The 9,959-nt window shown below is 42.3% G+C and carries 11 protein-coding genes; 9 read left to right on the top strand and 2 right to left on the bottom strand.

The features are described from left to right. The first annotated feature begins 256 nt into the window (after positions 1–256). The 5 genes from ACWXWT_RS18455 (at position 257) to rlmB (ending at position 5,798) form a co-directional block, all read left to right on the top strand. The gene (locus tag ACWXWT_RS18455; RefSeq protein WP_456043042.1) at positions 257–445 is read left to right on the top strand and encodes a DUF2065 domain-containing protein; all 189 of its coding nucleotides are present in this window, start codon (positions 257–259) and stop codon (positions 443–445) included. A gap of 69 nt (positions 446–514) precedes the next feature. Then, positions 515–1,810, top strand: coding sequence for an adenylosuccinate synthase (locus tag ACWXWT_RS18450; RefSeq protein WP_456043041.1), 1,296 nt, complete (start codon positions 515–517; stop codon positions 1,808–1,810). A gap of 122 nt (positions 1,811–1,932) precedes the next feature. Further along, positions 1,933–2,553, top strand: a complete 621-nt coding sequence (locus tag ACWXWT_RS18445; protein WP_456043040.1) for a tetratricopeptide repeat protein — start codon at positions 1,933–1,935, stop codon at positions 2,551–2,553. 37 nt (positions 2,554–2,590) lie between these two features. After that, complete coding sequence (gene rnr, locus ACWXWT_RS18440; protein ID WP_456043039.1) at positions 2,591–5,050, top strand: ribonuclease R; 2,460 nt, start codon at positions 2,591–2,593, stop codon at positions 5,048–5,050. A 4-nt stretch (positions 5,051–5,054) separates the two neighbouring features. Next, on the top strand, positions 5,055–5,798 hold the full coding sequence (gene rlmB, locus ACWXWT_RS18435; RefSeq protein ID WP_456043038.1) for a 23S rRNA (guanosine(2251)-2'-O)-methyltransferase RlmB: 744 nt from the start codon (positions 5,055–5,057) through the stop codon (positions 5,796–5,798). 80 nt (positions 5,799–5,878) lie between these two features. Here rlmB and ACWXWT_RS18430 read toward each other — a convergent pair whose 3' ends face one another. Beyond that, positions 5,879–7,309 carry an MFS transporter gene (locus ACWXWT_RS18430; protein WP_456043037.1) on the bottom strand — a complete coding sequence of 477 codons (1,431 nt, stop codon included), beginning with the start codon at positions 7,307–7,309 and terminating at the stop codon, positions 5,879–5,881. Between the two features lie 85 nt (positions 7,310–7,394). Next, entirely contained in the window at positions 7,395–8,138 is a 744-nt protein-coding gene (locus tag ACWXWT_RS18425) for a DUF481 domain-containing protein (RefSeq protein WP_456043036.1), read from the bottom strand. Positions 8,139–8,362: 224 nt separating this feature from the next. On the opposite strand from ACWXWT_RS18425, the gene rpsF reads away from it, so the two are divergent. The 4 genes from rpsF to rplI are packed head-to-tail and all read left to right on the top strand — an operon-like array spanning position 8,363 to position 9,799. Next, entirely contained in the window at positions 8,363–8,755 is a 393-nt protein-coding gene (rpsF, locus tag ACWXWT_RS18420) for a 30S ribosomal protein S6 (RefSeq protein WP_456043035.1), read from the top strand. 6 nt (positions 8,756–8,761) lie between these two features. Then, positions 8,762–9,064 (top strand): primosomal replication protein N, encoded by a 303-nt coding sequence (gene priB / locus ACWXWT_RS18415; RefSeq protein WP_456043034.1) that lies wholly within the window; start codon positions 8,762–8,764, stop codon positions 9,062–9,064. 12 nt (positions 9,065–9,076) lie between these two features. Then, positions 9,077–9,304: a 30S ribosomal protein S18 gene (gene rpsR, locus ACWXWT_RS18410; RefSeq protein ID WP_006083042.1), complete on the top strand. Its 228-nt coding sequence runs from the start codon at positions 9,077–9,079 to the stop codon at positions 9,302–9,304. A gap of 42 nt (positions 9,305–9,346) precedes the next feature. Continuing rightward, positions 9,347–9,799, top strand: coding sequence for a 50S ribosomal protein L9 (gene rplI, locus ACWXWT_RS18405; RefSeq protein ID WP_456043033.1), 453 nt, complete (start codon positions 9,347–9,349; stop codon positions 9,797–9,799). Positions 9,800–9,959 lie beyond the last annotated feature (160 nt).

Here is a 9,959-nt window from a genome sequence, read left to right as displayed (position 1 = left end):
GATGCTGGAGGTAGAGTAACGCAGGAGCTTGTTACCGAGGATCACTATTCGCTTCAATCATCTGCCTTGCCTACAGCACTTTGAACTCCCGCTGAAAGATCACATATTTAATAGGATTGGTATAATAGGATTGGTATAAAACAACGCAACAAAGAAATGGAAAACATTGTTCGATATCAAGAACTATGGTGTTCTATAACACAGCAGATTGTCGAAGATTATCGGCGTAACGTGTCAATGAAAGAGAAGCTAAAACATGAATATACAATTATTAATGACTGCATTTGGCTTGGTTTTAATTCTTGAAGGGCTTGGTCCATTACTTTTCCCTAACAAATGGCAAAAATATTTATTAGAGCTTTCAACGCAAAAGCAAAATGTTCTCAGACGCTTAGGTGGCTGTTTAGTTACCGCGGGAGTTGTTTTGTTGATCATTTTTCAATAAAACACTTGCCTATAACCCCCTAAAATCTGTTAAAATTCCATTTTATACCACAAGACGTTGCAGCTAATAATGGGTAAAAATGTAGTCGTACTCGGCACTCAATGGGGTGACGAAGGCAAAGGTAAGATTGTCGACCTTTTAACAGAACAGGCAAAATACGTAGTTCGTTACCAAGGCGGCCATAACGCTGGTCATACTTTGGTTATTGATGGTGATAAAACCGTTCTTCACCTTATTCCGTCAGGTATTTTACGCGATAACGTAAAATGTATTATCGGTAATGGTGTGGTTGTCGCTCCTGATGCGTTGTTGAAAGAAATCAACATGCTAAAAGAACGCGGTGTACCTGTAGAAGAACGTTTGTTAATTTCTGAAGCATGTCCGCTTATCCTTCCATTCCATTGTGCATTGGATGTTGCTCGTGAGAAAGCTCGCGGTAACCAAGCCATTGGTACAACAGGTCGTGGTATTGGACCTGCATATGAAGACAAAGTCTCTCGTCGCGGTTTGCGCATTGGCGATTTATTTAATGCAGAACTCTTTGCGACTAAGTTAAAAGAAGTGATGAAATACCATAACTTCATGTTAACTGAGTACTACCACGTAGAAGCGGTTGATTACCAACAAACACTTGATGATGCCTTAGCTATTGCTGATTATCTAAAAAGCATGTGTACTGATGTGAGTGAAATGCTTGATGTCGCGCGCAAAGCGGGTGAGCCAATTCTATTTGAAGGTGCACAAGGTACATTATTAGATATAGACCATGGTACTTATCCATTTGTAACGTCATCAAATACTACTGCTGGCGGTGTTGCGACAGGGTCTGGTTTTGGTCCTCGTCACCTAGACTATGTTTTAGGGATTATGAAAGCGTACACCACTCGTGTAGGTGCTGGTCCATTCCCAACAGAATTAGCCAATAAGCTTGGTGATTATATTGGTGAAAAAGGCCAAGAGTTCGGTGCAACAACAGGTCGCAAACGTCGTCCTGGTTGGTTAGATGCCGTGGCTATGCGCCGTGCAGTGCAAATCAACAGTGTGAGTGGTTTTTGCTTGACCAAATTAGACGTGTTAGATGGTCTAGAAGAAGTTAAGATTTGTGTGGGCTATCAATATCCTGATGGAACTGTTTCAAAGGTAACGCCTTTAGCAGCAGAAGGATATGACTTAGTTACCCCAATTTATGAAACCATGCCTGGTTGGAGTGAAAACACTTTTGGTGCCACTACAATTGAACAATTACCTCCAGCGGCAATTAACTATATCAAGCGACTCGAAGTGTTATTAGAAACGCCCATTGATATTATCTCTACTGGTCCGGACCGAAATGAAACCATGATTTTGGTTAATCCGTTCAAGTAAGATTAAAAGGCCGCGATAAGCGGCCTTTTTAATGAGTGCAATTAGCGGTTGTAGCAGTTTATACTCAAGAAATACGCTATACTGCCGATGGATAAGTCATCAAAGTTTCATTGAGAATTCTTATGCTGCGTATCTCTTTATTATTGTTGAGTGTTGTTTCTGCCAATGTATTTGCCGTTACAGAGGCTGTCGATATATATAGTGATCAGCAATTAATTGCGCTTATTCGCTCAAATCAATATTTACAGCGTGTAAAGGCTGATGATTGCCAATTAGTTCAAGATATTGAGGCTCGCGCAGAAGTATTAAAGCAACCCATGTATCAATTTTTATGGGGGGAAATGCTCAATAACGGTGTGTGTGTTAAAGCCCACCCTTCTCGTGGCATGGTGTTACTTCAAGACTCTGCCGAGCAAGGTAGCGCAGAAGCTATGGTAAAATTGGCAGATTATTATTATCGCGGTAAACTAGTCATTAAAAATCCCAACCGTGCAGTACAATATATTCTGCCAGCTGCCGCAAATGGTGATTTAACCGCAAGAATGATGCTGGTTCGTTTATTTGGTGAGGGCTATGGAAGCCCTGCTGACTATGAACTTGGCTATCATTGGTTATATAACAGTATATTTGATAACGACGCCCAACAGAAAAAGGCTTCGTCTTTATTGCTGATGCTTGCTGCACAAATGCCTGCCAGTGTAGTGGACAGAGCACAACAGCCACAGCAGCAGTACACCCGTTAAAGGCTCCACGATATGGAGCGAATTATTTGGAAATTGAATGATCAACGATCCTCATTTTGAGAGAGAACAAGACAAGTACGACAATCCTATCCCTAGCCGTGAGTATATTTTAGAATACTTGCGAGCACAAAAGTCTCCAGTTAGCCGCGATAAAATTGCCGAAGCATTAAACATTACAGAAGAAGAGCCATTAGAGGCACTTCGTCGTCGCTTGCGTGCAATGGAGCGTGACGGCCAGTTAGTCTTTACTCGTGGCCAAAGCTATGGCTTACCCGAGCGCATGGACTTATTGTCTGGCACTGTTTTAGGCCATCGTGATGGTTTCGGCTTTTTTAAGCCCGATGAAGGCGGTGACGATTTATTTATTAATAACCGCGATATGCTAATGTATTTCCATGGTGATAAAGTGTTAGCGCAAAAAGCGGGCACTGATCGTCGTGGTCGTCGTGAAGCACGTATCGTGCGATTAGTACAAGCACGAACAGCAGCATTAGTTGGACGCTACCATGTCGACGGTGGCATGGGGTTTGTTATTGCAGATGATCGACGTATTACCCAAGAAATATTAATCGCTAGCGAAGATACGCTAGGTGCACGCGCAGGCGATGTTGTTGTGGTTGAGTTAACCCGTCGCCCTGGTCGTTTTGTCAAAGCGGCAGCCAAAGTGACCGAGGTTTTAGGTAAAACAATGGCACCGGGAATGGAAATTGAAATTGCGTTACGTAATTACGATTTACCGCACACTTGGTCAGCGATTATTGAGAAAAAACTCAAGCGTATTCCTGATGAAGTACCCGAAGAAGACAAGCTAGATCGCGTTGATTTACGTCATTTACCGCTAGTCACTATTGATGGCGAAGATGCCCGTGACTTTGACGATGCTGTCTATGCTGAAGCTAAACCGAGCGGTGGCTGGCGTTTATGGGTCGCGATTGCTGATGTGAGTCATTATGTTCGCACTGATTCGGCATTAGATACCGAAGCGCGCGCTCGGGGTAACTCGGTATATTTCCCGTCGCAAGTTATCCCTATGTTGCCTGAGAAAATATCTAACGGTTTATGTTCATTAAAACCTAAAGTTGACCGTTTATGTATGGTCGCAGAGATGACCATTTCTGCTGCGGGTAAGCTATCCGGTACTAAGTTTTATCCAGCGGTAATGCATTCTCATGCTCGCTTTACTTATACTCAAGTTGCTGCGATGCTTGAAGGTGGTCCTATTGCACCTGAGTATGAAGCATTATTCCCACATTTATTATGTTTGCAGTCATTATATCTCACGCTAGACGAGCGTCGTGCAGAACGCGGAGCCATTGCGTTTGAAACGCTTGAAACCCAGTTTATATTTAATGAGCAGCGTAAAATTGACAAAATCGTCCCTAGAGGTCGTAACCAAGCACATAAAATTATTGAAGAATGCATGATCTTAGCCAATGTGGCTTCTGCTAAATTTGTCAAAAAACACAAAGGCGAAGTGTTATATCGTGTTCATGAAGCACCCTCAGAGCAAAAACTGGCTAATTTTAAAGAGTTTCTTGCTGAACGTGGTTTAAGCATGGATGGCGGACTTGAACCAACGCCGACAGATTATCAAAATCTGATGTTGAAAATTGCCGACCGTCCAGACTTTGAGCTGATCCAAGTCATGTTATTGCGTTCAATGCGCCAAGCAATCTATAGCCCAGATAACGAAGGTCACTTTGGTTTGGCATTAGAAGCTTATTCGCATTTTACCTCGCCAATTCGTCGTTACCCTGATTTAGTGTTACATCGAGTGATTAAATATTTACTCGCCAAAGAGCAGGGTGATGTTAACGATAAATGGACTCAAGATGGTGGTTATCTTTACCAAATTGAAGAATTAGATGCATTAGGTGAAGAATGTTCGACTACTGAGCGCCGCGCAGATGAAGCTACTCGCGATGTGAGTGATTGGCTCAAATGTGAATATATGCAAGATCATGTCGGCGATACATTCGATGCGGTTATTGCCTCAGTCACTAGTTTTGGGTTATTTGTTAGATTAAACGAATTATTCATTGATGGATTGGTACATATTTCCAGCCTTGCAAGTGATTACTATCAATTTGATCCAATGCGCCAACGGTTAATTGGCGAAAACACCCGCCAAGTCTATCAAGTCGGTGATCCTGTGACGGTTAAAGTTGCGGCAGTCAACCTTGATGATCGTCAAATTGACTTATTGATGGTGGGTGACAACAGTAAAAGTGCAGGGAAGTCAGCGCGTAAAGGCAGTAAACCTACAACGGCCCGCCAGCGCGTTAATGCTGAAGGAGCTAAGTTAGCGCGAGGTAAGTCTCCGACAAAGTCTGACAAACCTAAAACCAGCAAACGTCGCACAAGTGGCAAGGCCTCATCTCCTGCAGCTAAACCTACAGCAGCAAAGAAACCCTCTGCAACTGCAAAAAAATCGGATGCCACAAAACCAAATTCTAGCGTTAAGAAAACCCCTGCCAAGCGCAGCAAGAGAAAGTAATTAGATGAAAAAACAAGATACGATTTTTGGTATTCACGCCGTTGAAGCCTTATTAAAAAACAGCCCTGAACGTGTTATTGAGCTATGGCTTTTACAAGGGCGTGATGACGAACGTTTAACTCCATTGGTTAATATAGCTTCAAGCTTTGGTACAACATTGCAGCGTGCTGCGCGTAAAGTGCTAGATGATAAAGCGGGGAGTTCACAACACCAAGGTATTGTGGCGCGAGTGAAGGCTGTAAAACCACTGACAGAAAGCGATTTAGATGCATTGCTCGATAAAACCGCTGTGCCATTTTTATTAATTTTAGATGGTGTAACCGATCCGCATAACCTAGGGGCATGTTTACGTAATGCTGATGCAGCAGGGGTGCATGGCATTATTGTACCGAAAGATAATTCGGTTGGATTAACCTCAACAGTGAGTAAAGTGGCTTGCGGTGCAGCTGAAATCATCCCTTTATTTCAAGTTACTAACCTTGCACGTACCATGCGTCACCTGCAAGACAAAGGTATTTGGATTGTTGGTACAGCGGGTGAAGCCGATGGTAATGTTTACCAAGCAGATCTTAAAGGGCCTCTGGCTATCGCAATGGGTGCAGAAGATAAAGGTTTGCGTCGGTTATCACGCGAAAGTTGTGACTCATTAGTGTCTATCCCGATGGCGGGTAGCGTATCGAGTCTTAACGTGTCTGTTGCTACAGGTGTGTGTTTATTTGAAGCCGTAAGACAACGTTTAGACGCATAAGCTTAAGATTCTTTAACAAAAACGGCGATAATTGATTATCGCCGTTTTTTTATTTTGGTATTAAAGGCATTGGTATTACATTAACGATGGCCCATTTCATTATCAACGTCTTCTTCGTCAATGTTTTCTAAAGCCTTATCTTCATTAGTCACATTGCTATAAGCTGCGTTGTAGTCGGGTTGTTCTTCTGCGTCGTCTTGCTCATCGTTTTCTTCGTCAATAATATCGTCTAACATATCAAAGGCATCGTCAGCAGGGTATATCATTTGCTCGTTAACCATTTCAACATCAACCCTTGGGTCAAATGATGCTGCTAGAGGTGAACTCACTAAATCCCCCCCAGCCATAACATAATCGCCTGTTGAGCTTTGCTCTGCTTTTTGGCGTAAATTTATCCACATTAACCGAGCCAATAACGTAAATGAACATATCGCCATAAAGCCATAAAGCATTTGGTCACCTAACGCTTGCATTAAGCCGGAGGCAACCAGTGGTCCAATACTGGCACCAATACCGAAGGTGACCAATATAGTAGCAGAAAGACCAACTCGCTCATGTTGTTCAACCCGAGAGTTTGCTAATGCAGTTGCTAATGGATAGAGGGTAAATGCCAAAACTCCAAATAAACTGGTTAATACCAGTGAATAAACAGAATGGAACGGCACTATAGTAATAACTAATACCAATACCCCTAATAAAGCGCAATTTATACGTATTAGTAAGCTGCGAGAAATTAAGTCAGATAACTTGCCCATAGGCCATTGTGCAAATAAGCCTGCACAAATGGTGCATGACATATACAAGGCTACATGTTCAGGATCTATGCCTTTGGCTGTAGCATAAGAGGGCGCTAAGCCATAAAAACACCCTACAATCATACTGCCTAAGGCGATAGTGGTTAATGCTTGTGGTGCGCGTAGCCAGAAATGGCCCATTTTTAAAGGGGCTGGAGTGAGTGGTTCAGGGTGAATTCTGCGAGTGATTGCAATGGGTACAATACATAATGCAAAGCAGATGGCGATAAGTAACAGTGGTTCTAGGCCGAGCTCAGGGTATAAGCTAATTGCACCTTGGCCCGCCATTAACCCCAAATAAGATACAATCATGTAACTGGCAAACACGGTACCGCGTTGGTTGGTTTCGGCTTGTTCGTTTAACCAGCTCTCTAACACCATGTACTGACACATCATTCCCATACCAACAGCAAGGCGTAATATTAGCCATACGGTTAAGTTGTCAATTAAGGCGTGGCCAAGGGCAGATGCGGTGACGATTCCGGCACAAGCCACAAAAGCACGAATGTGACCCACTTGTGCAATTAGTTTATGGCCAACTTTGGAGCCACATACAAGACCAATATAGTAGGCAGACATCATGCCACCGATCCATATTTGCGGCACTTCCATTGTGGTCAGTCTTAATCCTAAGTAGGTTGTCAGTAAACCTGCCGCAAGTACCATTAAAAAGGTTGTACTATATAACGAAGCAAAACTGCGTAGAGGGCTGTTCATAACTGCGCCTTTATTGATTCAGTAAGTGCATATGCATCTCACATATTAAGTATTTTGTTTCACTTCATTTAAGCGATATGAATAACTACTGAAACGTGTACAACAAGTTAAATGTCGTGATGGTATCGGTATTTTTACTTTCATCAGGAACGACTTCAGTGTACTTGATGTTCATTCCTATTTTAAATGCCCAATCTTGAATAAAGGTATTTTTATAGCTCATATCAAGAGTTAAGGTATTATTATCTTGGCCTGTTTCTGCCGTTACGTCTGCATTAAGGCTGGTGTACTCTTGTAATTTAACAGTGTATTTAGCTGCGGAACGGATAATGACATCACGGTTTGCTTCAGGATTCGGATCTAGCGTGCTTTCTTTGGCGAGGTCATAACGATAACCTGGACCCACTTCAAGACTTAACTTGGTTTTGTAGTTTTTAATTAAGTCAAAACCGTAACCCGTCGAAATGGTCGAAATACGAGTGTATGAACCAAATTCATCCCATGTAAATTCACCACGCCCAAAAACATATCCCCGTTGTAATTTATAGTTGGACTGTAAAAAGAGTTCATATTTTTCTGCGGTCGATTCGCTACCATCTGCAGAATAGTAAGCTTTAAGTGTGGCTTCTTGTTTGGTGTTAATCGAATCATAGGTCATGTAAGTACGACCGTTGAAATTTTTAGTCTCATTATTGCCACTGTTGAGCTGGAGTCCCGCTTCTACTTCGGCATTAAAATTACTTGGTGGTTCTTGGTAATCTGGTGGAACCAATGCCCATGCTGATGCAGAGAGAAGAAGGAGGCAGCATGTGGTGAATATTTTTTTCATTATTATCATTGGGTATTTTGTTCTTTGACGGCGTAAGCGCGATATATTGGACTGTCGCCATCATACCTGTAATCAAGATTGCTGAAAAGAGTGAGTTAATGCTTGAGTTTACGGCGTGCTTTATGTATTATCGCGCGCTCAAATCAGTCACTTTAATTCGTTCCTTGCCTCTAACTTGGTCTGACTGAGCCAAAACGAGGCTACCTAACCGTAAGGAGCAATAAATGCGTCATTACGAAATCGTATTTATGGTTCACCCAGATCAAAGTGAACAAGTCCCAGGTATGATTGAACGTTGCACCGGTGTTATCACTGCTGCTAATGGTACAGTCCACCGTTTAGAAGATTGGGGTCGCCGTCAATTGGCTTACCCAATTCAAGACCTACATAAAGCTCACTATGTTCTTATGAACGTAGAAGCATCTGCAGAGTCTATTGAAGCACTAGAAACAGCTTTCCGTTTCAACGACGCTGTTCTGCGTAATATGGTAATGCGCACTAAAACTGCTGTTACTGAAGCTTCTCCTATGGCAAAAGCAAGAGACGAACGTGAAACACGTCGTTCACCTTCTGATGACCGTACTGTAGAAACAAGCGCTGAAGAAAACGCTGAATAATTTTTTGTGAATAACCACTTAGCATTGTCCGGGACGGTAACTCGTTCAAGACGATTTGATAGCCCCAGCGGTATTGCCCATGTGGTGATAACGGTAGAGCATAAATCGCAACGACAAGAAGTAGACATGTTGAGAAACGTTTACTGTTTGATTCAAGTGATATTAAGTGGTCCGCGCTTTAATAGCGTTGCAAATAAATTACAAGCCGGTGTGCAAGTTGATGTTGAAGGGTTTCTTTCATTACAACAAGGGCGAAATGGTCAAAACCGTTTAGTCTTGCATGCTGAAAATGTCGAATTGAAAACTTAGGAGACTGTCAAAATGGCACGTTATTTCCGTCGTCGCAAGTTCTGCCGTTTCACCGCTGAAGGTGTCGCAGAGATTGATTACAAAGATATCGTTACTTTAAAGAACTACATCACTGAAAGCGGCAAGATTGTTCCTAGCCGTATCACTGGTACTAGTGCTAAATACCAACGCCAACTAGCTCGCGCTATCAAGCGTGCTCGTTATCTTTCTCTACTGCCTTATACTGATTTACATCAGTAATATTGCAGTATTAATTCCTAACCGAATATAGAGGATTTGATAATGAACGTTATTCTGCTAGATAAAGTTGCAAACTTAGGTGGCTTAGGCGACCAAGTTTCTGTTAAAGCTGGTTATGCTCGTAACTTCCTTTTACCTTATGGTAAAGCAGTTGTAGCAAACGCAGCAAACACTGAAGTATTTGAAGCTCGTCGTGCTGAATTAGAAGCTAAATTAGCTGCTGAATTAGCAACTGCGACTGCTCGTGCTGAAGCATTAACTGCATTAGAAGCTGTTGTAATTGCTTCTAAAGCAGGTGATGAAGGTAAATTATTCGGTTCAGTTGGCAACCGTGATATCGCTGATGCAGTTACTGCAGCTGGCATAGCACTTGCTAAATCTGAAGTACGTTTACCTTTAGGTGCTTTACGCACTACTGGTGACTTCGAAGTTGAAGTACAAGTACACACTGAAGTTAAAGCTGTAGTTAAAATTTCTGTTGTTGCAGAAGCTTAATTACCTTTAGCTCCATAAAAAAACACCGCCTTCAGGCGTAATGCCGATCAGTTAAGCGGTAATGCTATAAAATCTGAACAGATCGGTTGACCGATCTTTTCAGTCTGCGAAAATCCGATAATCTTTATTATCGGATTTTTTTATGGAACTCTCTGAAGCC

It is taken from the genome of Shewanella sp. A22, from assembly GCF_053850585.1.
The sequence above is the reverse complement of the archived record's forward strand: the minus strand, read 5'-3'. Positions and strand labels throughout refer to the sequence as shown.